Source organism: Amycolatopsis sp. CA-230715 (assembly GCF_018736145.1).
In the GTDB taxonomy this organism is placed as follows: Bacteria; Actinomycetota; Actinomycetes; order Mycobacteriales; family Pseudonocardiaceae; genus Amycolatopsis.
This window is the reverse complement of the sequence record NZ_CP059997.1, coordinates 9,800,271-9,824,449: the sequence shown is the minus strand read 5'-3', so window position 1 is coordinate 9,824,449 and position 24,179 is coordinate 9,800,271. Positions and strand designations below refer to the sequence as shown.

Sequence of the window (24,179 nt, the reverse complement as noted above, 5' to 3'; positions counted from 1 at the left end):
ACTTTTGACCGCGCTTCCGACGAGGACACGGTTGGGCTACTCGCTCGGCTCGCTGGTCACCGGCCCGTTCGGGACCGTCCCGGGGCTCCTGCTGCTGCCGTACCTCACCGACACCCTCGGCGTCGCGAGCGGGGTGGCCGGCGCCATCGTGTTCGTGCCCAAGGTGTGGGACGTGCTGTTCAACCCGTTCGCGGGCCGGATGTCGGACTCCGATCTGGCGAAGACGGGGAGCAGGCGGCGGTTCATCCTCGGCGGCGGGATCGGCGTCGCGGTCCTGTTCGCGGCGATCTTCGCCTACCCCGGTTTCGCGAACAGCACCGCGGACGGGATCTACGTGGTGGTGGCGTTCTTCCTGTGCGCCACCGCGTTCGCCTTCTTCCAGGTGCCGTTCAACGCGCTCCCCGCCGAGATCACCGGCAACTACGACGAACGCACCAGGCTGACCAGCTGGCGGATCGGCGTGCTCGCGGTCGCGATCCTGTTCTCCGGCGGGGTCGCGCCGCTGATCACCACCGGGATCGGCGGCGTCGCGGGCTACCGCGTGATGGGCATCGTCGTGGCGGTGCTCATGATCGGCGGCACGATCGCGGTCTTCCTCGGCACGCGCGGCGCCCCGGTGGGCGCGGAACGGCCGCAGACCACCCGGTTCTCCGAGCTGTGGGCCACCATGCGGAGCTGGCGGTCGTTCCGGTGGCTGCTCGGCCTGTACTTCGTCCAGTCGCTCGGGATCAGCATCGTGCTGGCCGGGGTCAGCTACGCGGCGAAGTACATCATCGGCGACGAGTCGGCCAAGTCGCTGCTGTTCGCCGCCGTGGTCGGGCCCGCGCTGCTGATGATGCCGGTGTGGCCGAGGATCGGCGCGCGCTGGGGCAAGGTCGCCGGCTTCCGCGCGGCGTCGATCGTGCTGTCTGTCGCGCTGTTGTGCCTGCTCGGCGCGAAAGTGCTGCCGCTGTGGGTGACCCTGCTCGTCGCGGCGCTCGTCGGCGTGGGCTACGGCGGGGTCCAGGTGTTCCCGCTCGCGATCCTGCCGGACCTCATCGAGGACGAGGAAAAGCGCACCGGTGAGCGCAGGGCGGGCATCGCGGCCGGGATCTGGACCGCGGGCGACACGCTCGGCCTCGCGCTCGGCGGCGGCATCTTCGGCCAGATCCTCGCGGCGGGCGACTACGTGTCGAGCACCGACGCGAACGCGGCCCAACCCGGCAGCGCGATCACCGCGATCCTGGTCGGCTTCTCGGTACTGCCCGCGGTACTCGTGGCGCTCGGGATTCCCTTGCTGCGCAAGTCGGTGCTCGACCGTACGTGAGTGCCGACGAGGCCGTCCACTTCGGACGGTGCGCGGTTCGGCCTGTGCACCGTCGCCGACGAAATGCGGCACGGCACGAACGGGTGACGCTTCGCCGGGCCGCGCACCGCGCCCGGTGTTAGCGTCCGCCCATGACCAGCGCACACACCCAGCACGAAGGCCACACCCACGAACACGGTCCGGGGTGCGGGCACGTCGCGGTCCCGCACCAGGGCCACGTCGACTACGTCCACGACGGACACCTGCACCGCGAGCACGACGGCCACTTCGACGAGTGCGAACCCGAAGGCCACCAGCCGCACGACGAACACCAGCACGCGCACGGGCACGGCTGCGGGCACGTCGCGGTGCCGCACGGCGATCACGTCGACTACCTGCACGACGGCCACCGCCACGCCGAGCACGACGGGCACTACGACGAGCACTGAGCCGCTCCGCCTGCCCTCTTGTCGAACGTGAATGTCTTTCGCCCGGCAAGGGGAGCCCTTGATTCAACGCTACCGCGCGCCACCGACAATTCCGGGCGCGAACCCGAGTACCTGGACGCGGCGCCGCGGCCGCATGCGGTGTCGGGCCCGGGTTCCGCTGGATGCTGATGAGCGCGAACCAAGCTCGTGCAACGATGTCTTCGTGGCGACCTGGTGGAAGAAGGCGGCGGGAGTGGCCGCGAAGTCCTGCGCGGCGCTCCTCGCCGTGCTTGCCGCCGTTGCCGGACAGGAACATCTGGGGTGGCTCGCGGTCTTCGCTGTATGCGCGGCCTTGATGACGGCGTCGGGTGAGCTGTGCACCGCACAGATCCGGTCTTCCAGCACCGAAGCCGCTTCGAAAAAACCGGCGGCGCGCGCCGCGCAGTGTTGACAACCCGAACCCGGTGTCGCCTCCTGGTCTTCGCCCCGGTTGGAGTTCTTGCCCCGGAGCCGGCATCGGACCCGGAACCACCCAGCGAGCCTGCGCAGGGGGCGGCACGGGCGATCTCGTCGGCTGGCGTGTCCGAAGAACGAGCCGCGAGAAGCCGTGTCCGGGCGCCGCGCGGCGCCCGGCTCGGGCTGACCCGAGCCGGGTGACCGTCCTCAGTGGACGTGCAGCACGTCCCATTCCGGGAACGGGTCGTCGAGCGCGGTTTCGCCGTCCCCGAGCAGGCACCGCGACAGCGCTTCGGTGAGTGCCGCGTGCCGGAGCCCGGTGCCGATGAACACCAGTTCCTGCGAGCCCGGCCCGCCGCCCTGCGGTTCGAACCGCACCACCGAACCGGCCTGCGACCACAGGCCCACCACGTCCGGTCGCGTGGCGAGGGTGAAGAAACCCTTGGCGCGCACCACATCCCCGAAGTCGCCGGAATCGAGCCGCTCGGTGACGAAGGTCCACAGCCGACCGGGGTGGAACGGCGCCGCCGCGCGGAAGACGACACTCGAGATGCCGTACTCCTCGGTCTCCGGGACGCGGTCCCCGTTCAGTTCCGCGACCCAGCCCGGCGCCTGCTGCGCGCGTTCGAGGTCGTAGCGCCCGGTGTCGAGGACCCGCTCCGGAGCGACCCTGCCGTGGCTCGTGCGGATCACCTCCGCGCCCGCGTTCAGCCGCCGCAGCACCGCCTCGATCCTGGCCAGCTCGGGCGCGGCGACGAGGTCGGTCTTGTTGAGCAGCAGCACATCGGCGAACTCGACCTGGTCCACGAGCAGGTCGCTGATCGTGCGCTCGTCACCGGCGTACTGGTCCAGCCCGCGTTCGACGAGGCTGTCGCCGCGGTCCAGTTCGCGCGCGAAGTTCACCGCGTCGACCACGGTCACCATGGTGTCGAGCCGGGCGAGCCCGTCCAGGAACGTGAACGTCGCCGCCACCGGCATCGGCTCGGAGATCCCGCTCGACTCGATCAGCAGGTAGTCGAACCGGCCGTCGCGGCACAGCCTGCCCACCTCGTCGAGCAGATCGTCCCGCAGGGTGCAGCAGATGCACCCGTTGGTCAGCTCGACGAGGCGTTCCTCGGTGCGCGACAGGCTGGTCCCGTCGCGCACGAGCGCGGCGTCGATGTTCACCTCGCTCATGTCGTTGACGATCACCGCGACCCGCAGGCCAGCCCGGTTCGCCAGCAGGTGGTTCAGCAGCGTCGTCTTGCCGGAGCCGAGGAACCCCGAAAGCACCGTGACGGGAAGCGCGCTCACCGCTCGAGCCGCTGGAAGTGCTTGATCAGCTTGCGCGGCACCAGTTTCTCTTCACCGTCCACTTTGATCGGTACCAGGTCCGGCGCGGCCGCCTTCCACTGAGCGCGGCGCGAACGCGTGTTGGCGCGGGACTTCTTGCGCTTGGGGACGGCCATCAGCGCGCACCTCCCCGCTTGCCGTAGCGGCGGTGGAACTTCTCGACCTGGCCCTCGCTGTCCATGATCCGGCGCGTGCCGGTCCAGAACGGGTGCGACCACGAGCTGATGTCGACGAGCACGAGCGGGTAGGTCGCCCCGTCGGACCATTCGATGGTGCGCTCGGAGGTGATGGTGGAGCGGGTCAGGAACGCGTCCCCGGTCGCGGTGTCCTTGAACACCACGGGGTGGTAGTCGGGGTGGATGCCGGGCTTCACTTGCGGTCGTCCTTCCGGTTCTGCGCCTGTGCGGCGGCGGTGTTGTCGGGAACTTCGGTGTCGTCACACGGTTCTTCGTGCCACTCGCCGAAGGGATCGGGATAAGCGCGCCACGCCGACGGGCCGTCGGCGAGTTCCTCGTCGGTCAGCAGCGCGCCGCCGAGCGCGGCCTCGATCTCCTCCGGGGTCGCGCGGTCGGTGAGCACGACGATCTCCTGCGCCCGGTCGCCGTGCACCGGGTCCCAGCGCAGCGACGCGAGCGTGCGGCGCTCGGGGGAGACCTGGTCCCACGCGGGGCCGTCCGGCGAGGCGAGCCACGGCCCGGCGTGCCCGATGCCGAGCCCGCCGCCCGCCGATTCGAGGTAGAACGCGATATCGGGCTGGCTGGCCACCCAGAGCCTGCCCCTGGTGCGGACCACGCCGTCGAGCAGCACGTCGATCGCGTCGTGCAGGCGGCCGGGGTGGAAGGGCCGCGTCGCGGTGAAGGTGAAGAGCGCGACCCCGCAGTCGGGGTGCAGCGGCGGCTCACCGGTGAGCAGCGGGCCGTGCATGTCGGTGACCCGCCCGCGGCGCGCGCCGGAGGGGACCGCGGCCCGCAGCGCCGCCGCCACTCCGGCGCCCCGGGGGTCCAATATGGACAGTTCGATCCTGGCGGCGGCCGGGGCGAGGCGCGTCAGCACCGCGTCCGTCTTCGCCGCGCTCCACCCGTCCGCCGGCACCCCGGCGAGCACCAGCACGTCGGCGAACTCGGCCTGGGAGAGCAGGACCTGCGCGACCGTCCGCTCGTCCTCGGGGCTCGCGATCAGGCCGCGCTCGTCGAGGGTCTCGTCGCCGGTGGCGTCGGCGAGCCACCGCGCGGTGTCGAGCACGGTCACCACCGCTTCGATCGCCACGTCCTCGCTCACCGGCCGATCGCCGACGAGCACGTTCTCGATCGCCCAGCTCACCGGCTCCGGTTCCATGGCCTCGTCGAGGTGGAGCACGATCCGGTCGACCTCGGGCATCCGCGCGAGCTTGCGCAGCAGCGGCAACAGGTCCTCGCGCAGGGTGCAGGACACGCAGCCGTGCGCCAGTTCGAGCGCGGTCAGCTGGTCTCGCGGGCCGAGCCGCAGCCGCCTGCGGACCACGCCGTCGCCGATCCGGCGGAGGTCGTGGTGCACCACGGCGGTGCGCGCGTCACCGAGGTGGAGTGCGTCGGCGAGCGCGGTGCTGGGGCCGGGTGCCAGTCCGGACAGGACGGTGAGGGGCACGCGGGGGTCGTCGGTCACGGAAACGCTCCAGAGGCGGGCCGGGCGGGCCCGCGGGTCGCGGGTGGGTCGGCTGTGTAGAGTAAATGAAAACGACTATCAACACCAAGTGTGTCGGACCGCAACAACAAGGAGGTGGCGGTGTCCGCCGTGTGCCAGGTCACCGGGCGCAAGCCCGGCTACGGCAAGCAGGTGTCGCATTCGCACAAACGCACGTCCCGCCGATGGGAGCCGAACCTGCAGCAGCGCCGGTTCTGGCTGCCGAGCGAGAACCGGTGGATCCGGCTGCGCGTGTCGGCGAAGGGGATCAAGACCATCGACAAGCGCGGCATCGAGGCGATCGCGGCCGAGCTGCGCGCGAAGGGCGTGAAGATCTGATGGCGCGCAACGAGATCAGGCCGATCGTCAAGCTGCGGTCCACCGCGGGGACCGGGTTCACCTACGTCACCAGGAAGAACCGGCGCAACGACCCCGACCGCATGGTGCTGCGCAAGTACGACCCGGTGGTGCGCAGGCACGTCGAGTTCAAGGAGGACCGCTGATGGCGAAGAAGTCGAAGATCGCGAAGGACCGGCAGCGGCGCGTCGTCGTCGCCAGGCACGCCGAACGCAGGGCGGAGCTCAAGGCCGTCATCGCCTCACCGGAGTCCACTGTGGACGAACGGGCGGCCGCGGTGTCGGCGTTGCAGGCGATGCCGCGCGACGCGAGCCCGACCCGGCTCCGCAACCGCGACACCGCGGACGGCAGGCCGCGCGGTTACCTGCGCAAGTTCGGCGTGTCCCGGGTGCGGCTGCGGCAGATGGCGCACAACGGGGAACTGCCCGGCCTCACGAAGTCGAGCTGGTGAGCGCCGTGCCCAAACCCCAGCGCGACCGGCCCGGCAAGCGCAAGACGAACCTCCTGCACGCCAACAAGATCACCGAGGTCGACTGGAAGGACGCCGACCTGCTGCGCAAGTTCATCTCCGACCGCGGCAAGATCAGGGCGCGCCGCGTCACCGGATTGACGCCGCAGCAGCAAAAACAGGTCGCCACCGCGATCAAGAACGCACGCGAGATGGCGCTGTTGCCCTACCCCAACGCGGGCCGGTAACCCAGGGCGGGACGTCCGCGGGGCGTCCCGCCCTCAACCGAGGTGGGTCCACACCCAGCCGAGCGAAATCAACCCGGTCAGGCCGCCCGCGACGAGGACGAGCCGGAGCACCACCGCACCGGCCGTGTCGGGGACGGCGGTGTACGGCGGGCGCGCGGTGACCTGGACGGAGACCGGGTCGCCGAGCTCGATGCGGGCCATCCGCCTGGTGGCCCACACCAGCCGCTCGTGCTCGCCGTGCCGGTATCGGACGAGCGGCCGGTACCGGGGGCTCTGTCCGAACGGAATTGCCACGACCTCCACCGCGATCCCGCGCGTCGCGGTGGAACCGACGAGGTCGCGGACGAACCGGATGACGGCGCCGACGGCGATCGGAACGAGGCAGCACAACGCCGTGACGACCACGCCGATCGCCGGCCCGCGTGTGTGGTGTCGCGGGTCGACGGCGCCTTCGGAGAGGCCGCGCACCAGCACGACGGCACCGGTGGCCGCGAGCACGATTCCCGTGGCAGCGCACCGGATCGCGTCACCGACCGCGCTCGGCTCGTACCGGCGCGCGGTGCCGTCCGGCGTCGGGACCACATCGAAGACGTCCCCCGCGTTCAGCGCGAGCTTTTCGCCCGCGTCGAACCGCAACCACGGGCCGGACACCGGTGCCAGCAGGTCGGTGCCGGTGACGGTGGCACCGAGTACGAGCAGGACAAGCCCGGCGAGATGATCCGGCGACACGCGCGACTCCCCAGTCAGCGGAACGAATACCCCATTCAACCGCATCGCGGCCAGAAAGAGGTGGCCGTGCCTGCCGCGGCCCCGAGGGATGGATGTTCCGCTGGATGTTTGGGCGATCCGTGCCCGTGCCCCGAAGGATGCTCCTATAGATGTCAAGGGGTGCCGTTCAGCGATTCCAGGGCCGCGAACTTCGCTCTGGTATGGGCTTCTGCTGTCTCGGCGGGGAACTGGTGATGCCGCGAAGGTGGCTTTCGGGGACCTGAGCGCCCCGAAGGCCACCTTCGGGGCATGCGCGTTGTGGCTGGCGGGCGTGCGAGGGGTGGATTTGTGTCGTCCAGCGCCCCGAAGGCCACCTTCGGGGCATGCACTGCTCTGCCCGCATACCCGCGAGGGCCGAGAAAGGGGCGCTAGAGTCCCCGAAGGTGGCCTTCGGGGACGGAGCGCCCGCCGCCGCTCGTCGCTCATCTCGCGCGACCCGCCACCCGCCATCACTGTGGCCTAATGGGACCTGAGCGCCGCGAACTCGGCCCTCGCAAAGGCTCGCGCTGCCTCGGCGGGATCCGCGGACGCCATCGCGGTGACCTTCGAAACGTAGGGCGTCCCGCCTCAACCCAGTCGTGACCAGAGGGTGACGAGCGCGGTCACGCCGAGGGCGCCGAACGCGAGGATGATCACCAGCCCGGCCAGTGCGAGCGGGGTGGTCCGGACGACCTCGCGCGGCGAGGTCGCCGCCACGCGCACCCGCACCCGGTCGCCTGCCGAAGGCCGCCGCCACCGCGGCGTGGCCCACACCCGCCGGTCCTCGTCTCCGGCGCGGTAGCGCACCAGCGGCTGGTGCGTCGTCTTCCGGCCGGGCACGGTGCGGACGTCGGTCACGACGCCGTCCACCACCGCCGAGCCGGGCAGCTCGCGGACCAGGCACGCCACGAGCGCGGCGCCGAGCGCGCCGAAGCAGCACAGCCCGGTCACCGCCACCGCGAGCCCGACCGCCTGCTTCTGCTGCCGGACGACCGGCTCGGAGAACCCGAGTGCCAGCACGGCGGCACCGGTGAGCAGCAGCACGGCCCCGGTCACCGCGAAACCGAGCGCGCTGCCCGTGGCCCCCGGCCGGTACAGCCGCGCCGTACCGGCCCGCCGGAGGACCACTTCCAGCTCGTCACCGGGATTCAGCGCGGTCGGCCTGCCGCCGTCGTCGAAGCGGATCGACGGGACCAGCGCGCCAGAAGCGTCCACGGTGACCGGCACCCTGGCCGCGCGGCGGGCGAGCAGCCGTCGCCAGCCCCAGCAGGAAAGGCCCGTGACGGCGGCGCCCAGCACGAGCAGGAGAAGACCGATCACACGATCCGACGGCACTCGCGACTCCTCACCGGCTCGGGGCCCTTCGCCCGTAAGCTAACCCCATGACCGAGGCTGACGACGCCGCACCGTCACCCGAACTGCAGGATCTCTGGAACCGGGTCTTCGGTTTCGCCAGGGCGGGGGAGACCGAGACGCTGCTGGCCTACGTGGACGCCGGGATCTCGGCGAACCTGACCAACCACAAGGGCGACTCGCTGGTGATGCTCGCCGCCTACTACGGGCACCGGGAAACCGTGGCGGGCCTGCTCGACCGCGGTGCCGACCCGAACCGGCTCAACGACCGCGACCAGAGCCCGCTGGCGGGCGCGGTGTTCAAGGCGGAGCCCGAGATCGCGAAGGTGCTGCTCGACGCGGGCGCCGATCCGACGGTGGGCACCCCGTCCGCGGTGGACACCGCGCGCATGTTCGGCAACACCGAGCTGCTGGCCCTGCTCGAGCGCTGAGCCGCCCGGCTTGGCATGCTGATGCGCATGCCCGAAGAAGACCAGCACTACCTCGTCGGACTCGATCTCGCAGGCCGCCGCGTCGTCGTGGTCGGTGGCGGCACGGTGGCGCAGCGCCGGGTCCCGCGCCTGCTCGGCGCGGGCGCCGTGGTCGAAGTGATCTCCCCGTCGTGCACGCCGTCCGTGCAGGCGATGGCCGACGCCGGTGAGCTGACCTGGACCCAGCGCGAGTACGCCGAGGGTGATCTCGCGGACGCGTGGTACGCGCTGGCCTGCACGGCGAACCCCGAGGTGAACGCCGCGGTGTGCGCCGAAGCCGAGCGCGTGCGGATCTTCTGCGTCCGCGCCGATTCCGGTCTCGACGGGAGCGCCGTGACCGCCGCGGTCGGGCGCCACGACGGGCTGCTGGTCGGCGTGCTTTCCGGCGGGCATCCGCTGCGGTCGGCCGCGGTGCGGGACCGCATCGTCGAGGCGTTGCACACCGGCGCGGTCGAGGACGGGGAAACCCGCCGCGGCGAAGGACTTCCGGGCGTGGCCCTGGTCGGCGGCGGTCCCGGCGACCCGGAGCTGATCACGGTGCGCGGCCGCCGCCTGCTCGCCCGCGCCGACGTGGTGGTCGCCGACCGGCTGGCCCCGCGCGAGCTGCTCGACGACCTGCCGCCCGAGGTGGAAGTCGTCGACGCGGCGAAGATCCCGTACGGCAGGGCGGCCTCGCAGGACGTGATCAACGCCACGATCATCGAGCACGCCAAGGCGGGCCGGTTCGTGGTGCGCCTCAAGGGCGGCGACCCGTACCTGTTCGGCCGCGGGTTCGAAGAGGTGCTCGCCTGCGTCGAAGCGGGCGTCCCGGTGGTGACGGTTCCCGGGATCACCAGCGCCTTCGCGGTGCCCGCGGCGGCGGACGTGCCGGTGACCCACCGCGGCGTCGCGCACGAGGTGGTCGTGGTCTCGGGCCACCTGCCGCCAGGCCACGAACAGTCCCTTGTGGACTGGCAGGCGCTGGGCAGGATGCGCGGCACCATCGTGCTCATGATGGGCGTCGAACGGCTCGCGCAGTTCGCGGAAACCCTGCTGGCGCACGGCAGGCCGCCGGAAACCCCGGTGGCGATCGTCGAGGACGGCACCATGCGGACCCAGCGCGCGCTGCGGTCCACTTTGGACTCGGTGGCGTCGGCGGCGGCCGAAGCCGGGGTGCGCCCGCCCGCGGTGATCGTGATCGGACCGGTCGCCGCGCTGGCCTGAGGGTCAGTCCCGGTAGCAGCGCTCGAGGAACTCCGCGATCTCCTCGGTGAGCCGTTTCGGGTCGAAGCGCAGTTCCACCGGGCTCCTCGCCTGGACGAACTCGGCGTCGGGCAGGTCGGCGGCCAGCGTGTCGGCGTCGCCGAAGGGGTGGATCGGGTCGCGCTGGTGCCCGATCACCAGCGCGCGCCCGGTGATCCGCTTGCGGGTCGACCGAGGCGGGGCGATCCGTCCGAAAAGGACACCGTGCAGCAGCGCCGCCATCGAAGCGGGGCGCTGGTCGAGCGTGTCGGTGACCACGTCGACCCACTGGCTGCCGTGCGGCACCCGCCGCGCCAGCATCCCGACGCCCTGCACGGCGATCGGCACGAACCTGGCCGCGAACAGCAGGGGCGTGAAGGTGAGGAGCCCGGCCACGATCGCGTTGTCCAGCACCGGCATCTCGACGAGGAGGCCGCGCACCCGCTCCGGCGCGAGCACCGCGACCTCCAGCGAGACGTTCGCGCCGAGCGAGGTGCCCCCGACCACCGCGCGCTCGATGCCGAGGTGGTCCATCAGCGCGAGGGTCTGCTCGGCGAAGGCGGGCATCGAATACAGCCACGAGTCCGTCGGGCGGTCCGAATCGCCGTGGCCGAGCAGGTCGAGCGTGACCACGCGGAAACCGGCGCGCGCCAGCCTGCGGGCGAGCGGCGCGTGCATCCGGCGGGTGAACATGATGCCGTGCGTCAGCACCACGATCCGTTCGCCGGAGCCGTATTCGGTGTAGGCGAGGCGGTGGCCGTCGTGGGTGAAGGAGCCGGCCAGCTCGATCGGGCGCGACGGCTTGGCCGGCGCGAGGGGGATGGGGTCCGGTTGCCGTTCCACCGCGGTCGCCTGCTCGGCCATGCTCGTGAACTCCCCTCAGCGGACGCTCGAAAGATGCCCCCATCAGGCTAACGAACGCATCCGCTCCAGGACATGGGAGCGCACTGGCAGGCTGCCAACGACATGAGTCAAGATGACCCCATGACCTCTACCGCCGAAAACCTGCCCGATCTCGTCTCGCTCAAGGTGGAGCTGACCGGGCACGTCGCCGAGGTGACGCTGCTCGGCCCGTCCAAGGGCAACGCGATGGGCCCCGACTTCTGGCGCGAGCTGCCGATCGTGTTCGGCGCGCTCGACGCGGACCCCGAGGTCAGGGCCATCGTCCTGACCGGGAGCGGCGCGCACTTCTCCTACGGCCTCGACCTGCCCGCGATGCTGCCCGGCTGGGCCGAATACCTCGCCGGGGACGCGCTCGCCGGGCCGAGGACGAAGTTCCTCGAGGAGATCAGGACGCTGCAGGCGAGCGTCGGCTCGGTCGCGGCCGTCCGCAAGCCCGTGATCGCGGCCGTCTCCGGCTGGTGCATCGGCGGCGGCGTCGACGTGATCGCGGCCGCCGACATCCGGCTGGCCAGCGCGGACGCCAAGTTCAGCGTGCGCGAGGTGAAGGTGGCCATCGTCGCCGACCTCGGCAGCCTCCAGCGGCTCGCGTCCGTCATCGGCGAAGGCCACCTGCGGGAACTGGCGCTGACCGGCAAGGACATCGACGCCGCGCGCGCCGAGCGCATCGGACTGGTCAACGACGTCTTCGACGACGCCGAGGCCACCCTCGCCGCGGCGCGCGCCATGGCGCAGGAGATCGCTGCGAATCCGCCGCTGGTGGTGCAGGGTACGAAGGACGTGCTTTCGGTGAACACCGAACGGCAGATCGCGGACGGGCTGCGCTACGTGTCGTCGTGGAACGCCGCGTTCCTGCCGAGCAAGGATCTGGCGGAGGCGGTGCAGGCGTTCATGGAGCGGCGGCCGCCCGAGTTCAAGGGCGAGTGAGGAGACAGTCAGTGAGCAACGAGGCTGCTGGACCCGGCCGGGCCTTCCGGGAGGCGCGCGACTACCTGCTGGCGAACCGCGAGGACTACGCGGGCGCGTACCGGGACTTCGCGTGGCCGAAGCCCGCGGAGTTCAACTGGGCGCTCGACTGGTTCGACGTCGTGGCCCGCGATCCCGCCAACGCGGAGCGGTACGCGCTGTGGATCGTCGAGGAGGACGGCTCCGAGTCCCGCTGGACCTACCCGGAGATGGCGGCCCGCTCGAACCAGGTCGCGAACTGGCTGCGCTCGCTCGGCGTCGGTAGGGGCGACCGGCTGATCCTGATGCTCGGCAACCAGGGCGAGCTGTGGGAAACCATCCTCGCCGCGATCAAGCTCGGTGCGGTGATCATCCCGGCCTCGACCCTGCTCGGCCCGGCGGACCTGCGGGACAGGGTGGACCGCGGCGCGGCCAAGCACGTGGTGATCCGCTCGGTGGACGCGGAGAAGTTCACCGACGTCCCCGGCGACTACACACGCATCGTGGTGGGGGAGCCGGTCGAGGGCTGGCGGTCCTTCACAGACGCTTACCGCGAGCGGGAGGACTTCGAAGCCGACGCGGTGACGAAGGCAGCGGACCCGTTGCTGCTGTACTTCACCTCGGGTACCACCGCGAAGCCGAAACTGGTACAGCACACGCACGTGTCCTACCCGGTCGGTCATCTGTCCACAATGTACTGGATCGGGCTGGAGCCGGGCGACGTCCACCTGAACATCTCCTCGCCCGGCTGGGCGAAACACGCCTGGAGCAACGTGTTCGCGCCGTGGAACGCCGAAGCGACGGTGTTCCTGTACAACTACACGCGGTTCGACGCGCCCGCGCTGATGGCGCAGATGGACCGCTGCGGGATCACCAGCTTCTGCGCGCCGCCGACGGTGTGGCGCATGCTGATCCAGGCCGATCTCGGCGCGCTGAAGACCCCGCCGGTCAAGGTCGTCGGCGCGGGGGAGCCGCTCAACCCCGAGGTGATCGACCAGGTCCGCCGGTCGTGGGGCGTGACGATCCGCGACGGGTTCGGGCAGACCGAGAGCAGCGTGCAGATCGCGAACACGCCGGGCCAGGAGGTGAAACCGGGCTCGATGGGCAGGCCGTTGCCCGGGTTCTCGGTGGTGCTCGTCGACCCGGTGAGCGGGGAACGGGGGAGCGAGGGCGAGATCTGCCTCGACCTCCAGGACCGCCCGGTCGGCCTGATGACCGGGTACGCCGATGACGACGAGCGCACCGCGACCGCGTTCGCGGGCGGGGTCTACCACACCGGCGACGTCGGCTCGGTCGACGAAGACGGCTACATCACCTACGTCGGCCGCACGGACGACGTGTTCAAGGCCTCGGACTACCGCATTTCGCCGTTCGAGCTGGAAAGCGTCCTGCTGGAGCACGACGCGGTGGCCGAGGCGGCCGTGGTGCCCGCGCCGGACCCGATCAGGCTGGCCGTGCCGAAGGCCTACGTCGTGCTCGCGGCCGGGCACGAGCCGGATGCCGACACCGCGGTGAGCATCCTGGCGTTCTGCCGGGAACACCTCGCGCCCTACAAGCGGATCCGGCGGCTGGAGTTCGCGGAGCTGCCGAAGACGATCTCCGGCAAGATCCGCCGCGTCGAACTCCGCGGCCGCGAAGCCGAAGGGGAACGCCCACCAGGCGAATTCCGCGAAGAAGACTTCCCCACCCTGAAGTCGTAGCGCGTTCCTGCTGCCGAAGGGCTCTCGGGGGGTCAGACACCGTCCACCTGGCGGTTGTCCTCGGTGGAGCAGGTGGTGGCCGGTGCGCTGGCGGGGCCGCTGCCGCAGGTCCATTCGCCGAGCGCGACCGGGCCCGCGCCATCCGGGTTGGCCAGGTCGGCCGGGGTGAGCTTCTGGAAGTACTGGGTGAGCAGGGTGGTGGCCTGCGCGCAGTCGACGGCGCCCGCGGTGACGACGACCTTCGCCTTGGCCCCGTTGACGCTGGGCACGGGACCGCATTCGGTGCCGGGCGCCGCGGGGTGGGCGGCGGGGTCCGAGGCGGGGCCGGGCGGGGTCCCGCCGGTCTGCGCGGCGTTGTCCGGAGCCGGTGCGCTCGGGGTGTCCTGGCCGCTGCAGGCGGCGAGCGGCAGCGCGCAGGCGAGTGCGGCGATGCCGAGGAGTCTGCGGGGTGAGGCGTGCGTGGACATGGGCCTTTCCTGGTACCGGAGGGAAGGGAGTGGACTTACTCGACGGGCAGGACCCGTGCGAGCACGGTCTGCTCCTGCTTGGTGCACGTGGTGCCGCCTTGCGCGGCGGGCGGGCCGGAGACGCACAGCCACCCGTCGACGGTGTCGCTGACGGGCTCGTTCGAACCGCCTGCCTGCTTGCCCGCGATCTTCTTGTGGAACTCCTCGACCACGCGCTTCGCGTCGGGGCAGGCGACGCCGCTGGTGTGGCTGTCGAGTACCTGCAGGGTCAGCCCGCTGGCGGCGGTGACGGTGCCGCAGGCACCCTCGGCGGGGATCGCGTCGGAGGTCTTCGGCGGCTGCGCGGCGCTCGTGGGCACCGTCGGCTTGGCCGAGCTCGGCGGGCTGCTCGGCGGCGCTGACGAAGTGCTCGGCTGGACCGATTCCGCACTCAGCACCGGGGACGGCGCGGGCGCGCCGGAGTCGGTGCCGCACGCGGAAAGCGCGACGACGGACAGCGTGACGGCGGCGAGCAGGCCTGCGGGGCCTGTGACCTTCGAAGTGGCCAACGCGTTCCTTCCGTCGTGCCCGGTGTGCTTCCCCGGACATCTTGGCCCACACCGGGGACCACCGGGGTACGGCGCGCGGGGCCCGCGCGCGAGTTTCGGCGGAACACTACCGGGCCGGGCCGTCCCCGGCGCGCCGACGCCCGAGGTCGTACCGATGCGACAGTCCACAGTGGACATCTGCTTCACATGAATTTTCCACTGCACGGGTGAACTCGGGGAAAAGTTCCGGCCGATCCGTTAACGCCGGACCGGTTCGTGCCGAAGAGACAGGGTGAGGTCCCCACTCGCAACACGGAAGCAGCAGCACTGAGATCATGAGCACCGAAGCGGAAACCGGCTCTTCCCCGGCCCCGGCGAACATCCCCCCGACCACCCCGTGCACCGTCGTCTGGTGCCAGGGCCGCCCGTACGTCCTCGAAGGCGGATCCGGCAGGCCCCGCTGGATGGGCACCGACGGCCGCGGCCGTCCGCAGGTGCTCAGCCGCACCGACCTGCAGCGCCGCGGCTGGAGCTACCACCGCGCCAGCTGAGGGCCGCGCATCCCGGCTGGCTACGCTGAGCCGGTGAGCACGCCGCCCGAGTCCACCGAACCCCCAGTGTCTTCGGCGCCCGAGCCGTCACTGGCCCGGCAGGCACTGACCGTGCCGAACATCCTGTCCCTGCTCCGGCTCGCCGGCGTCCCCGTCTTCCTGTGGCTCCTGCTCGGGCCCAAGGAGGACGGCTGGGCGCTGGCGCTGCTGATCTTCAGCGCGCTCACCGACTGGCTCGACGGCAAGCTCGCGCGCTGGCTCAACCAGATGAGCAGGCTCGGCCAGCTCCTCGACCCCGCCGCCGACCGGCTCTACATCATCGCCACCCTCGTCGCGTTCCTGTTCCGCGACATCATCCCGTGGTGGGTCGTAGCGCCGCTGCTGCTGCGGGAGGCCGTCGTCGGCGTCGCCGTGCTCGTGCTGCGGCGCAACGGTTTCGCCCCGCCCGAGGTCACCTACATCGGCAAGGGCGCGACCTTCGTGCTGATGTACGCCTTCCCGTTCCTGCTCGTCACGCAGGGCGGGTCGACGCTCGCCGAGATCGCCCGCCCGATCGGGTACGCCTTCACCACCTGGGGCGCCGTGCTCTACGTGTGGTCCGGCGCGCTGTACGTCATCCAGACCGCGCGCGCCCTCGCCGGCGACCGCGTGGACCGAGGTGCGGTGCCCTCGTCCTGAATGCGAGACTCTCGCCGTCACCGTTCGCGGAAAGGGGAAGGCGTTGTCTGCACCAGAAGAGCTGCGGTACACCGAGGAGCACGAGTGGGTGGCCACCCGCCCCGACGGTGTCGTGCGCGTCGGTATCACCGAGTACGCCCAGGACCAGCTCGGTGACGTGGTGTTCGTCGACCTCCCCGAAACGGGAACCGCGGTGTCCTCCGGCGACGGCTTCGGCGAGGTGGAGTCGACGAAGAGCGTCTCGGAGCTGTTCGTCCCGCTCGACGGCGAGATCGTCGCGGTCAACGACGCGGTGTCCCAGTCTCCCGAGCTGATCAACAGCGATCCGTACGGCGAAGGGTGGCTCATCGAGATCCGGCTCAGCGACTCGGCGAGCGTCGACAGCCTCCTCGAGGCGGAGGCCTACCAAGCGCTGATCTCCGGCGAATGACCGCGCGGGGACCCGTCGCCGCCGGTAGATCCACTTCCGCCGCCGGTAAGGGGGAGCCCGCAAGCCCGCGGCGGACCTGGCACGGTACGTTGACAGCAACACAATCCCGGGTAGACGAACGGGATTGAAGAACACTTTCACGGTGAGGAGAGCTCAGGTGAGCACGAACGACGGGCCCGGCGTTCCCCCGGAGCAGTCTCCGGAGCGGACCTCTGTCTTCCGGGCCGACTTCCTGGCCGACATCGAGGGGCAGGAAGCCGCCCCCGCGCCGGAGCCGCCGGTCGCGGGCGTTGACGCGCTCCCGCCAGGCTCGGCGCTGCTGGTGGTCAAGCGCGGCCCCAACGCGGGCTCCCGGTTTTTGCTCGACCGCGACACCACGAGCGCGGGCAGGCACCCGGACAGCGACATCTTTCTCGACGACGTCACGGTTTCGCGCCGGCACGCCGAATTCCGGCGCGAGGGCGGCGAGTTCGTGGTGATCGACGTCGGCAGCCTGAACGGCACCTACGTCAACCGCGAGCCGGTCGACCAGGCCGTGCTCGCCGGTGGCGACGAGGTCCAGATCGGGAAGTTCCGCCTGGTCTTCCTGACCGGCCCGGGGCACGGGGGCCAGGGGGCGCAGTGACGGCGGCCGGGCGGCCACAGCGCGACGGGCTGAGCATCGGGGCCGTGCTGGCGCAGCTGCGCGGCGACTTCCCCGATGTCACGATCTCCAAGATCCGGTTCCTCGAGTCGGAAGGCCTGGTCCAGCCTGGCCGGACGCCTTCGGGGTACCGGCAGTTCGCGGCGGCGGACGTGGAGCGGCTCCGGTTCGTGCTGTCCGCCCAGCGCGACCACTACCTGCCCCTGAAGGTCATCAAAGAGCAGCTCGACGCCGCGGACCGGGGTGACGGCCACCCCGGTTCCCCGTCGCGGCTGCCGCGCAAGCTGGTCGCGCTCGACTCGGCGGCGACGATCGCGGGCGAGCGCGCGGCGATGCCCTCGGCGGCGGACTTCACCTCCGGCATCCAGATCCGGCTGACCCAGGAGGAACTGCTGGAGCAGGCCGGGGTCGATCTCGCCACGCTCACCGAGTTGCGCCAGTACGGCCTGGTCAGGCCGGGCGCGGCCGGGTTCTACGACCCGGACGCCGTGCTGGTCGCGCGCACCGTCAAGGCGATGACCGAATTCGGCATCGAACCGCGGCACCTGCGCGCGTTCCGCGCCTCGGCCGACCGCGAGGTCGGGCTGCTCGAACAGATCGTCGCGCCGGTCTACCACCACCGCGACGAGGACGCGAAGGCGCGCGCGGACGAGGTGGTCCGCGAGCTGGCCGCGCTGTCGGTCACGCTGCACACGTTGCTGGTCAAGGCCGGTATCCGCGGCGTCACCGGGGGCTGATTCGCGGACTTTCCGCGGCACAGGTTGGTTTCTTCACAATTCGACAGCTGAACGTAGGGCCTTCGATGCCGTACGGTTAGTCCAGGCCCGGCGGCGGGCCGGTGTTTCAATCTTTCGGACAGCGAGCACAGCGCCCTGATGACGGGTAGCGTCAACGGTGTTGGACACGTCGACGCGGGATCCCCGGAACAGCGCTGCAGCCCGCGCGCAGGAGAGGGAGGCGAACCCCGATGAGCAGCGAAATGCGCGTCGTCGGCGTGCGGGTCGAACTGCCCGCGAATCAGCCGATCTTGTTGCTGCGGGAAACGGAAGGTGAGCGGTACCTCCCCATCTGGATCGGCTCGGTGGAGGCCACTGCGATCGCCTTGGAGCAGCAGGGTGTGCGCCCCGCGCGACCGTTGACCCACGACTTGCTCAAGGAAGTCATCGGAGCGCTCGGCAGAGAGCTCAAGCAAGTGGTGATCACCGACCTGCGCGAGAGCACGTTCTACGCGGAGCTGGTGTTCGACGGCGACATCAGGGTGTCCGCGCGGCCGAGCGACTCGGTCGCGCTGGCGCTGCGCGTCGGTGTCCCGATCCACGCGGTGGACGCGGTGCTGGAGGAAGCCGGCCTGATCATCCCGGACGAGCAGGAGGACGAGGTCGAGAAGTTCCGCGAGTTCCTCGACTCGGTGTCCCCGGAGGATTTCCGCGGCGCCGACACCTGAACCAACCCGATGACCCGGACAGGTCGAGGGCCACTCCCCGTTGCGGGGAGTGGCCCTCTTCTTCATATCGGGCGCGTGGCCCGCTCGAACAGATCAGCCAGTTCGCGGCCGTAGTGCTCGAGGTCGAGCGCCGGGTTCTCCGCGTAGGCGGCCGCGGCGCCGTCGATGGCGTGCGCCACCGACCGTCCCACCACCTCGGGGTCGAACTCGCCGAACGCGCCTTCGCGCCTGCCCTGCGCGAGCACCCTGGTGATCTGGCCGGTCCGCATGCCTTCGAGCACCGGACCCGCGATCGCCCAGCCTTCGGGATCGTCCACGCCGCCCGCGAGTTCGGAGAGCACCCGCACGTACTCCGGGTACGCCCCGAGGAACGCCACCTCGGTTTCGATGTGCGCGCGGAGCATCGCGGCCCGCTCGGCAGGCGCCCCGGCGCGCTCGCGGAGGAACCGCTCCTTGGCCCCGGTGATGGTGGTCAGCACCGCCATCATCAGCCCGGCCTTGTTCGTGAAGTGGTAGCCGATGATGCGCGTGCTGGACAGGCCCGCCCGCTCCTTGATCCTGGCGAACGAAGTCTTGGCGTAGCCGAGTTCGGCGATGGTGGCGATGGTGGCCCCGACGATCTGAGCCCGCCTCGCCGCCTCGGTCACGGTGATGCCCGCGCCGTCTTCGGCCCGAGGTGTTATCTGCATGAGTAAAAATTAACACGCTTGAGTAACGGGTGCAACCGCGAAGAAAGTCTCAACTTCAGCTTGAGGTCGCCGCGCGTCGCGTTGACCGGGCAGTCGGGCGCGCATACCGTCATTGGAGGTAAATCGCTTTGGTGTGATTCGCGGTACTGGGGCGCACCTGCCGCGGTTCCACCTCCCTGGCCCCCGCCCCGGGTGTCAGGTGCTGTTCGACCGGCCGGCAGGCCGGGCGAGGGGAGGCATGCGTGGTCGAGGAAAGGCCGGTCCAGGCCGTCGGCGCGGGAGACGGTGAGCAGGGTGAACTGTTCCCGGACGCGTCGCTGCCGGACGAGCTGGTCGGCTACCGCGGGCCCGCCGCGTGTCAGATTGCGGGCATCACCTACCGGCAGCTCGACTACTGGGCGCGGACGAAGCTGGTCGCGCCGAGCATCCGCACGGCGCACGGGTCCGGTTCGCAGCGGCTCTACTCGTTCAAGGACATGCTGGTCCTCAAGATCGTCAAGCGGCTGCTGGACACCGGGGTGTCGCTGCAGAACATCCGCGTCGCGGTCGAGCACCTGCGGGCGAGGGGAGTGCGGGACCTCGCGAAGGTCACCTTGTTCTCCGACGGCGCCACCGTGTACGAGTGCACGTCACCGGAGGAGATCGTCGATCTGCTGCAGGGCGGGCAGGGCGTGTTTGGCATCGCGGTCAGCGGCGCGATGCAGGAGATCAGCGGCACCATCCACGAATTCCCCGCCGAACGCGCCGACGGCGCCAGGATCGAGGACGTCCAGCCGGACGAGCTGACCCAGCGCCGCAACGCGCGCCGGACCGGGTGAGCACCGGCCGCGGGCCCACCGGGTAAGGTGGGCACCGCAGTCGACGAACCCGCGCGGGAGAGTCCGGACCACACACCTGGTGAGTCCGGCGCCGAAGGAGCAAGTCCTCCCCGGAACCTCTCAGGCACCCAGGACCGCGCGGGCGAGACGCCTCTGGAAAGCGGGCCGGCAGGTCACCACCTGCCCGCCCCGCCGAAGGTGCAAGCCCGGCTCAACACACGGGTGAACCTCTCAGGCGCCCGTCACGGGTATGGACAGAGTGGGGAGGGCCAGTTTCCCGGCCGTTCCCTTTTCTCCATTGTGGACAGTGTCGCTCAGGACGGGACCTTGTCGAGGAACCCGTGCACGCGCCGGATGCGCTCGCCGTCCACTTCGATCACGTCGAACCCGATGGCGAGCGGTTCGCCGCCGCCGGGCGGGGTCAGGTGCCAGGTGAACCGCGCCAGGTCGTGGTGGCCGTCGGCGGTACCGGACAGGCTGAACACGAGACCGGCGAACTGCTCCTGCGCACTCGCGACGAACCCGTCCACGCCGTCCCTGCCGCTGACCGCGCCGAGCGGATCGGTGTAGGTCGCGTCGGCGGTGAACAGCTCGTCGACGAGTGCTCGCCGCTGCTGAGGGTCGGTGGTGTTCCACACCGCGATGTAGCGCTCCGCGAGGTGCTGGTAGTCGGACACGGGGCCTCTTTTCGTTGTGGGGCAAAGGATCGGCGGGGTTCCGCCGTGCCACCACCTTGGCCGGGTGTGCCGGGGCGTGTCGATTACGCCGGAGGTAATGGCCGTGCCGTACCCGCCGTCGTACGGTGATCGCCGTGACCACCGTGACGCAGGTTCCCCCGCAATCCGTCGGCACGCTCCTGCGCGCCTGGCGCGAGCGCAGGCGCATCAGCCAGCTCGACCTGTCGCTGACCGCCGAGATCTCCAGCCGGCACCTCAGCTTCGTGGAAACGGGCCGCTCGAAGCCGAGCCGCGAGATGGTCCTGCGGCTCGGCGAGCACCTCGATGTGCCGCTGCGCGAACGGAACCAGCTGCTGCTCGCCGCCGGGTACGCGCCCGCGTACCGGCAGGCCGGGCTGGACGCGCCGGAGATGTCCGCGGTGCGGGAGGCCGTCCGGCTGCTGCTGGCGGGGCACGACCCGTACCCGGCGGTGGTGGTCGACCGGGGCTGGAACCTGCTCGATTCCAACGCGAGCGCGGGACTGCTGCTCGAAGGCGTCGATCCGGCGCTGCTCGCGCCGCCGGTGAACGTGCTGCGGCTGACCCTGCACCCGGACGGGATGGCCCCGCGCATCGTGAACCTGGGGGAGTGGCGCGCGCACCTGCTCGGCACGCTGCGGCGCCAGGTCGCCGCGACCGCGGACCCGGAGCTGACCGCGCTGCTCGGCGAACTGCGCGGCTACCCGTGCGATCAGGAAGTGCCCGAAGTGGAGGTTCCGGGGCCCGGCGACATCTTCGTGCCGCTGCGGCTTCGGCACCGCGATACCGAACTCGCGTTCTTCAGCGCTGTGGCGACTTTCGGCACGCCGCTGGACGTGACGATGGCCGAACTCGTCATCGAGTCGTTCTTCCCCGCGGACGAGCGGACCGCCGCGCGCCTGCGCGGTCCGCAGTGAGACGATGACCGCGGCAGGTTCGACCGCGAGACCGAAACGAGGACCGGAACCCCATGGCCATTCCTCCGCCCGTGCCCACCGTCGCTCTCAACAACGACGTCGTCATCCCGCAGCTCGGGTTCGGCGTCTGGCAGGTGCCGGAAGACCAGACCGCGAAGATCGTCAGGACCGCGATCGACGCCGGGTACCGCAGCATCGACACCGCGGCCGCCTACCGGAACGAGGCCGGGGTCGGCGAGGGCATCCGCTCCTCGGAGACCGCGCGCGAGGACCTGTTCCTCACCACCAAGCTGTGGAACTCCGACCAGGGCCGTGACACCACGCTCCGCGGCTTCGACCGCAGCATGGCGGAGCTCGGGTTCGACTACCTCGACCTGTACCTGATCCACTGGCCGCTGCCGCAGCGCGACAAGTACATTGAGACCTGGCGCGCCATCGAAGAGCTGTACAACGACGGCAGGGTGCGCGCGATCGGCGTGTCGAACTTCCAGATCCCGCACCTTCAGCGGCTCATGTCGGAGACCCAGATCGTGCCCGCGGTGAACCAGATCGAGCTGCACCCGCAGCTCCAGCAGGGCCCGCTGCGGGAGTTCCACGCCGAGAACGGGATCGTCACCGAGGCGTGGAGCCCGCTCGCCCAGGGCGCGTTGTTCTCCGACGGCACGATCGGCTCGCTGGCGTCGAAGTACGGCAAGACGGCCGCGCAGATCATCCTGCGGTGGCACCTGCAGCTCGGCACCGTGGTGATCCCGAAGTCGGTGACCCCGTCACGGATCGCGGAGAACATCGACGTGTTCGACTTCGAGCTCGCCGACGACGACATGACGGTGATCGCCGAGCTCGACCGCGGCGAGCGGGTCGGGCCCGACCCCGACACGTTCAACCTCGCGTGACCCTGGTGCCCCTCATCGCTTGGTGAGCCCGGCGTCGGCGAAGTCGGTCTGCTGGGCGGGCTGCTTGAGGAACTCGCGGAAGGACTGCGCCGCCCGCTGCTGCACGTCGTCGATCTTGCCGCCGATCCCGACGTACGGGTAGTCCGCGGGCTTCCCGCTGGCGATGGGTTCCGGCGGCGAGGAGATCATGCCCGGCTTGGCGGCCTTCAGCTGCGTCACCCACGACGAGCTGTCCGGCATCCACGCCGCGGGGAGCCCGCCGATCTCGTCGATGCTGCCGCGACCGGCCAGCGCGTTGAGCGTGCGCTCCGAGGAGGCCGCGCGCACGTCGACCCGGACGCAGTGGCCGTGCACCACGGTGTTCGCCTGGTTCCAGCGGCCGGCCGCGGCCTTGGCTGGCTGCTCGGCGTCCGGCGCCACCACCACCGCGATCGAGGTTTCCCCTTCGGAGCACGCGGACGCCTGTGCCTCCGCGCGGTTGTTCACGATGCCGTCGGCCCAGCCCCAGCCGAGCCAGCCGAGTACCGCGAGCGCGACGAGCGCGAGGCACGCGATGGGCCACTTGGCGACCCGGCGCCGCTGCTTCTTGCCGACGATGCGGTGGGTCCCGGTGTCCGAGCTGTTCTTCGCGCGGGCGACGGCGGCGGGGTCGATCGGGCCGGTGACGTCGATCTTGGTGGCGCGCCTGCGGCGGCCCTGGCCCGCGGCGGGACGCTCGGCGGCGGGAGCCGGGTTCGGCCGCGACGGGCGGCCGCCCTGCCGTCCAGGGTGCTCCCCGCGGAACTGACCCCGCGGCTGCGCCTGGCCCGCTCGCGCACGGTCCGGGGGGACCTGGCGTGCGCGAGGACGGCCCTGCTGGGGCTGGCCCGATCTTTCCGCCCGGACGGGCGGACCTTCAGGACGGTAGGGAGCGGGGTCTTCGGCCCTGCTGTGTCGCCCCATTGGAGTCCTTTCGACCGCGAATTGCGTGCTCAGAGTATGCAATCAAAACGTTATCACTCTAACAGGTTAGAGGTGTGGAGGAAATGTGATGACTATCAGTTGTCACCGGTGTTAACAGCTCGATTCCCGTTTTCGAGCAGTCGCGTGCAGAGCGCGACCAGTCGTGTACGCAGCGGTGCCGCTCGGCGGGCGAATTCCGCCTGCGCACGGGCGTACTCGGCACGCCCGCCCGGCGTCTCGATCGGGACCGGCGAGTACCCGAAACCGGTCAGGTCGTACGGGCTCGCCCGCATGTCGAGCACGCGGATGTCCGCGGCCAGTTCGAAACAGTCGCCGAGCAGTTCCGACGGGACGAACGGGTCGAGTTTGTAGGCCCATTTGAACAGATCCATGTTGGCGTGCAGGCAGCCGGGCTGTTCAAGATCGATTTGGGTCGTCCTCGCCGGGGTGAGCGTGTTGCGGGGGCGGGCCGCTTCGGTGAAGAACCGGAACGCGTCGTAGTGCCCGCACCGGACTTCCAGGGAGTTTACCACCTCGTCGGTGCCCGAGGAGCCGAGCCGCAGCGGCAGCTGGGTGTGGCGCACCTCGCCGGGCGGCTGGCGGTAGACCATCGCCCACTCGTGCAGGCCGAAGCAGCTCAGCCGCGGCGCGCGCGACGCCGTGGCTTCCAGGAGCGACCGGATGTAGCGCGCGGTGCGGACCCGGTTCTCGCCGAACTCCGCGTCGTCGAGGGCGACTCCGTCCGGCACCGCGCGGTAGCCGCGGCGTTCGAGGAAGCGCGTGGCGCCCGCCCCGGACAACACGATCCCCGGGCCGGGCTGCCACCGTTCGAGGTGTGAGGGCCGGTGCGAGTAGTAGGTGAACAGGAAGTCGAGCACCGGGTGCTTTTCGCCACGCGAACGGCGGCGCTGGTGCGGTTCGGTCCAGCGCCGCATC

The 24,179-nt window shown here is 70.8% G+C and carries 33 protein-coding genes and 1 riboswitch; of the genes, 20 read left to right on the top strand and 13 right to left on the bottom strand.

What is annotated here, in order from left to right; translation table 11 throughout:
- Window positions 1–4: 4 nt before the first annotated feature.
- The 3 genes from HUW46_RS45425 (at window position 5) to HUW46_RS45415 (ending at window position 2,164) form a co-directional block, all read left to right on the top strand.
- The gene (locus HUW46_RS45425) at window positions 5–1,306 is read left to right on the top strand and encodes an MFS transporter (RefSeq protein WP_215544815.1); all 1,302 of its coding nucleotides are present in this window, start codon (window positions 5–7) and stop codon (window positions 1,304–1,306) included.
- Between the two features lie 131 nt (window positions 1,307–1,437).
- Window positions 1,438–1,734 (top strand): hypothetical protein, encoded by a 297-nt coding sequence (locus HUW46_RS45420; RefSeq protein ID WP_215544814.1) that lies wholly within the window; start codon window positions 1,438–1,440, stop codon window positions 1,732–1,734.
- Between the two features lie 202 nt (window positions 1,735–1,936).
- A complete protein-coding gene (locus HUW46_RS45415; protein ID WP_215544813.1) occupies window positions 1,937–2,164 on the top strand; it encodes a hypothetical protein in 228 nt (75 codons plus the stop codon).
- A gap of 212 nt (window positions 2,165–2,376) precedes the next feature.
- Here HUW46_RS45415 and HUW46_RS45410 read toward each other — a convergent pair whose 3' ends face one another.
- From HUW46_RS45410 to mrf, 4 genes are read right to left on the bottom strand one after another with little or no spacing between them, the layout of a single operon-like run.
- Entirely contained in the window at window positions 2,377–3,462 is a 1,086-nt protein-coding gene (locus tag HUW46_RS45410) for a GTP-binding protein (protein ID WP_215544812.1), read from the bottom strand.
- Window positions 3,459–3,617: a 50S ribosomal protein L32 gene (gene rpmF / locus HUW46_RS45405; RefSeq protein ID WP_215544811.1), complete on the bottom strand. Its 159-nt coding sequence runs from the start codon at window positions 3,615–3,617 to the stop codon at window positions 3,459–3,461. Before rpmF ends, HUW46_RS45410 begins: the two co-directional genes overlap by 4 nt.
- On the bottom strand, window positions 3,617–3,874 hold the full coding sequence (locus HUW46_RS45400) for a type B 50S ribosomal protein L31 (protein ID WP_215544810.1): 258 nt from the start codon (window positions 3,872–3,874) through the stop codon (window positions 3,617–3,619). The genes rpmF and HUW46_RS45400 overlap by 1 nt, the downstream gene beginning before the upstream one ends.
- Window positions 3,871–5,142: a ribosome hibernation factor-recruiting GTPase MRF gene (gene mrf, locus HUW46_RS45395; RefSeq protein ID WP_215544809.1), complete on the bottom strand. Its 1,272-nt coding sequence runs from the start codon at window positions 5,140–5,142 to the stop codon at window positions 3,871–3,873. The genes HUW46_RS45400 and mrf overlap by 4 nt, the downstream gene beginning before the upstream one ends.
- A gap of 120 nt (window positions 5,143–5,262) precedes the next feature.
- Between mrf and rpmB the strand changes: the two genes are divergently transcribed.
- Genes rpmB through rpsR form a run of 4 tightly spaced genes read left to right on the top strand, consistent with a single transcriptional unit; the run spans window position 5,263 to window position 6,213 of the window.
- A complete protein-coding gene (gene rpmB, locus HUW46_RS45390; protein ID WP_215550501.1) occupies window positions 5,263–5,499 on the top strand; it encodes a 50S ribosomal protein L28 in 237 nt (78 codons plus the stop codon).
- A complete protein-coding gene (rpmG, locus tag HUW46_RS45385) occupies window positions 5,499–5,663 on the top strand; it encodes a 50S ribosomal protein L33 (protein ID WP_215544808.1) in 165 nt (54 codons plus the stop codon). Before rpmB ends, rpmG begins: the two co-directional genes overlap by 1 nt.
- Window positions 5,663–5,968: a 30S ribosomal protein S14 gene (gene rpsN / locus HUW46_RS45380; protein WP_215544807.1), complete on the top strand. Its 306-nt coding sequence runs from the start codon at window positions 5,663–5,665 to the stop codon at window positions 5,966–5,968. Before rpmG ends, rpsN begins: the two co-directional genes overlap by 1 nt.
- Complete coding sequence (gene rpsR, locus HUW46_RS45375) at window positions 5,965–6,213, top strand: 30S ribosomal protein S18 (protein ID WP_215544806.1); 249 nt, start codon at window positions 5,965–5,967, stop codon at window positions 6,211–6,213. The genes rpsN and rpsR overlap by 4 nt, the downstream gene beginning before the upstream one ends.
- A 33-nt stretch (window positions 6,214–6,246) precedes the next feature.
- Here the strand turns inward: rpsR and HUW46_RS45370 are convergent, their stop codons facing one another.
- Together HUW46_RS45370 and HUW46_RS45365 are read right to left on the bottom strand one after the other, a co-directional pair.
- The gene (locus tag HUW46_RS45370; protein ID WP_215544805.1) at window positions 6,247–6,942 is read right to left on the bottom strand and encodes a hypothetical protein; all 696 of its coding nucleotides are present in this window, start codon (window positions 6,940–6,942) and stop codon (window positions 6,247–6,249) included.
- A 606-nt stretch (window positions 6,943–7,548) separates the two neighbouring features.
- A complete protein-coding gene (locus tag HUW46_RS45365) occupies window positions 7,549–8,295 on the bottom strand; it encodes a DUF3592 domain-containing protein (protein WP_215544804.1) in 747 nt (248 codons plus the stop codon).
- Window positions 8,296–8,342: 47 nt separating this feature from the next.
- Between HUW46_RS45365 and HUW46_RS45360 the strand changes: the two genes are divergently transcribed.
- The gene (locus HUW46_RS45360; protein WP_215544803.1) at window positions 8,343–8,744 is read left to right on the top strand and encodes an ankyrin repeat domain-containing protein; all 402 of its coding nucleotides are present in this window, start codon (window positions 8,343–8,345) and stop codon (window positions 8,742–8,744) included.
- 27 nt (window positions 8,745–8,771) lie between these two features.
- Window positions 8,772–9,986 (top strand): uroporphyrinogen-III C-methyltransferase, encoded by a 1,215-nt coding sequence (gene cobA, locus HUW46_RS45355; RefSeq protein WP_215544802.1) that lies wholly within the window; start codon window positions 8,772–8,774, stop codon window positions 9,984–9,986.
- A gap of 3 nt (window positions 9,987–9,989) precedes the next feature.
- On the opposite strand, the gene HUW46_RS45350 is transcribed toward cobA, so the two are convergent.
- Window positions 9,990–10,868: an alpha/beta fold hydrolase gene (locus HUW46_RS45350; RefSeq protein ID WP_215544801.1), complete on the bottom strand. Its 879-nt coding sequence runs from the start codon at window positions 10,866–10,868 to the stop codon at window positions 9,990–9,992.
- Window positions 10,869–10,988: 120 nt separating this feature from the next.
- Here HUW46_RS45350 and HUW46_RS45345 point away from each other — a divergent pair, with 120 nt between their 5' ends.
- A complete protein-coding gene (locus tag HUW46_RS45345; RefSeq protein WP_215544800.1) occupies window positions 10,989–11,831 on the top strand; it encodes a crotonase/enoyl-CoA hydratase family protein in 843 nt (280 codons plus the stop codon).
- An 11-nt stretch (window positions 11,832–11,842) separates the two neighbouring features.
- A complete protein-coding gene (locus tag HUW46_RS45340; protein WP_215544799.1) occupies window positions 11,843–13,549 on the top strand; it encodes an AMP-binding protein in 1,707 nt (568 codons plus the stop codon).
- Window positions 13,550–13,581: 32 nt separating this feature from the next.
- Here the strand turns inward: HUW46_RS45340 and HUW46_RS45335 are convergent, their stop codons facing one another.
- Entirely contained in the window at window positions 13,582–14,016 is a 435-nt protein-coding gene (locus tag HUW46_RS45335; RefSeq protein WP_215544798.1) for a hypothetical protein, read from the bottom strand.
- A gap of 35 nt (window positions 14,017–14,051) precedes the next feature.
- Complete coding sequence (locus HUW46_RS48675) at window positions 14,052–14,564, bottom strand: hypothetical protein (protein WP_254125590.1); 513 nt, start codon at window positions 14,562–14,564, stop codon at window positions 14,052–14,054.
- 314 nt (window positions 14,565–14,878) lie between these two features.
- Between HUW46_RS48675 and HUW46_RS45325 the strand changes: the two genes are divergently transcribed.
- The 6 genes from HUW46_RS45325 (at window position 14,879) to HUW46_RS45300 (ending at window position 18,289) form a co-directional block, all read left to right on the top strand.
- Window positions 14,879–15,094 carry a hypothetical protein gene (locus HUW46_RS45325; RefSeq protein ID WP_215544797.1) on the top strand — a complete coding sequence of 72 codons (216 nt, stop codon included), beginning with the start codon at window positions 14,879–14,881 and terminating at the stop codon, window positions 15,092–15,094.
- 33 nt (window positions 15,095–15,127) lie between these two features.
- The gene (locus HUW46_RS45320) at window positions 15,128–15,772 is read left to right on the top strand and encodes a CDP-alcohol phosphatidyltransferase family protein (RefSeq protein WP_215544796.1); all 645 of its coding nucleotides are present in this window, start codon (window positions 15,128–15,130) and stop codon (window positions 15,770–15,772) included.
- Window positions 15,773–15,815: 43 nt separating this feature from the next.
- Window positions 15,816–16,202 (top strand): glycine cleavage system protein GcvH, encoded by a 387-nt coding sequence (gene gcvH, locus HUW46_RS45315; protein WP_215544795.1) that lies wholly within the window; start codon window positions 15,816–15,818, stop codon window positions 16,200–16,202.
- 157 nt (window positions 16,203–16,359) lie between these two features.
- Window positions 16,360–16,827, top strand: a complete 468-nt coding sequence (garA, locus tag HUW46_RS45310) for a glycogen accumulation regulator GarA (protein ID WP_215544794.1) — start codon at window positions 16,360–16,362, stop codon at window positions 16,825–16,827.
- A complete protein-coding gene (gene ftsR / locus HUW46_RS45305) occupies window positions 16,824–17,582 on the top strand; it encodes a transcriptional regulator FtsR (protein WP_215544793.1) in 759 nt (252 codons plus the stop codon). Before garA ends, ftsR begins: the two co-directional genes overlap by 4 nt.
- Before the next feature lie 230 nt (window positions 17,583–17,812).
- Window positions 17,813–18,289 carry a bifunctional nuclease family protein gene (locus HUW46_RS45300; RefSeq protein WP_215544792.1) on the top strand — a complete coding sequence of 159 codons (477 nt, stop codon included), beginning with the start codon at window positions 17,813–17,815 and terminating at the stop codon, window positions 18,287–18,289.
- Between the two features lie 62 nt (window positions 18,290–18,351).
- Here HUW46_RS45300 and HUW46_RS45295 read toward each other — a convergent pair whose 3' ends face one another.
- The gene (locus HUW46_RS45295) at window positions 18,352–18,978 is read right to left on the bottom strand and encodes a TetR/AcrR family transcriptional regulator (protein WP_215544791.1); all 627 of its coding nucleotides are present in this window, start codon (window positions 18,976–18,978) and stop codon (window positions 18,352–18,354) included.
- A 242-nt stretch (window positions 18,979–19,220) separates the two neighbouring features.
- On the opposite strand from HUW46_RS45295, the gene HUW46_RS45290 reads away from it, so the two are divergent.
- Window positions 19,221–19,796, top strand: coding sequence for a MerR family transcriptional regulator (locus HUW46_RS45290; protein ID WP_215544790.1), 576 nt, complete (start codon window positions 19,221–19,223; stop codon window positions 19,794–19,796).
- A 44-nt stretch (window positions 19,797–19,840) separates the two neighbouring features.
- Window positions 19,841–19,943, top strand: a riboswitch (glycine riboswitch).
- Window positions 19,944–20,110: 167 nt separating this feature from the next.
- On the opposite strand, the gene HUW46_RS45285 is transcribed toward HUW46_RS45290, so the two are convergent.
- On the bottom strand, window positions 20,111–20,473 hold the full coding sequence (locus HUW46_RS45285; RefSeq protein ID WP_215544789.1) for a nuclear transport factor 2 family protein: 363 nt from the start codon (window positions 20,471–20,473) through the stop codon (window positions 20,111–20,113).
- Between the two features lie 125 nt (window positions 20,474–20,598).
- On the opposite strand from HUW46_RS45285, the gene HUW46_RS45280 reads away from it, so the two are divergent.
- Both HUW46_RS45280 and HUW46_RS45275 read left to right on the top strand, forming a co-directional pair.
- On the top strand, window positions 20,599–21,408 hold the full coding sequence (locus tag HUW46_RS45280; RefSeq protein ID WP_442860894.1) for a helix-turn-helix domain-containing protein: 810 nt from the start codon (window positions 20,599–20,601) through the stop codon (window positions 21,406–21,408).
- A gap of 53 nt (window positions 21,409–21,461) precedes the next feature.
- Entirely contained in the window at window positions 21,462–22,301 is an 840-nt protein-coding gene (locus HUW46_RS45275; protein ID WP_215544788.1) for an aldo/keto reductase, read from the top strand.
- 12 nt (window positions 22,302–22,313) lie between these two features.
- Here HUW46_RS45275 and HUW46_RS45270 read toward each other — a convergent pair whose 3' ends face one another.
- Both HUW46_RS45270 and HUW46_RS45265 read right to left on the bottom strand, forming a co-directional pair.
- Entirely contained in the window at window positions 22,314–23,243 is a 930-nt protein-coding gene (locus HUW46_RS45270) for a hypothetical protein (RefSeq protein ID WP_254125586.1), read from the bottom strand.
- Window positions 23,244–23,338: 95 nt separating this feature from the next.
- Window positions 23,339–24,178 (bottom strand): 3-methyladenine DNA glycosylase, encoded by an 840-nt coding sequence (locus tag HUW46_RS45265; RefSeq protein WP_254126716.1) that lies wholly within the window; start codon window positions 24,176–24,178, stop codon window positions 23,339–23,341.
- Window position 24,179: the final 1 nt, after the last annotated feature.